The following is a 714-nucleotide window of genomic DNA, read 5'->3' as shown; positions in this document are numbered from 1 at the left end:
GGCGGCCACCGGCGATTCTCCGGTTAGGGTCGGTTTGCGAATCTCAACGCAACCGAGGAACCCACCGATGACCGATGAGATGATGAGCCTGCGAGCGCTTCTGGAAAAGTCCCCCGACGCCGATTTCCTTCGCGAGATGATCGGCTTCGCCGCCGAGCGGCTGATGGAGCTGGAGGTCGGCGCCAAGACCGGCGCCGCGCTCGGCGAGCGCTCGCCCGATCGGCTGGCCCAGCGCAACGGCTATCGGGATCGCGACTGGGAGACCCGCGCCGGAACGGTGGAGCTGCGCATCCCCAAGCTCCGCAAGGGAACCTATTTTCCCTGCTTCCTCGAACCGCGGCGCATGGCCGAGAAGGCGCTGACGGCGGTGATCCAGGAGGCCTACGTCCAAGGCGTCTCGACCCGCTCCGTCGATGATCTCGTCAAAGCCATGGGCGGCTCCGGCGTCTCCAAGAGCCAAGTCAGCCGGCTCTGCGAGGAGATCGACGATAAGGTCAAAGCCTTTCTCGATCGCCCGATCGAAGGCGACTGGCCCTATGTCTGGATCGACGCGACTTATGTCAAAGTCCGCCAGAACGGCCGCATCGTCTCGGTCGCCGTGATCGTCGCTATCGGCGTCAACAACGACGGAAGACGCGAAGTGCTCGGCATGGACATCGGCCCTTCGGAAGCCGAAACCTTCTGGACCGACTTTCTGCGCAAGCTCCGGCGGCG

Annotated in this window: 1 protein-coding gene; it reads left to right on the top strand. The window is 64.4% G+C overall.

Features of this window, described 5'->3' with window-relative positions; translation table 11 throughout:
• Nucleotides 1-67: 67 nt before the first annotated feature.
• The coding region (locus K3F48_RS23865) for an IS256 family transposase (protein ID WP_222577924.1) at nucleotides 68-714 on the top strand (647 nt) is incomplete at its 3' end.

Origin of the sequence: Methylosinus sp. Sm6, assembly GCF_019802345.1 — a bacterium.
In the GTDB taxonomy this organism is placed as follows: domain Bacteria; phylum Pseudomonadota; class Alphaproteobacteria; order Rhizobiales; family Beijerinckiaceae; genus Methylosinus.
This window is presented reverse-complemented; position numbering and strand designations above follow the sequence as displayed.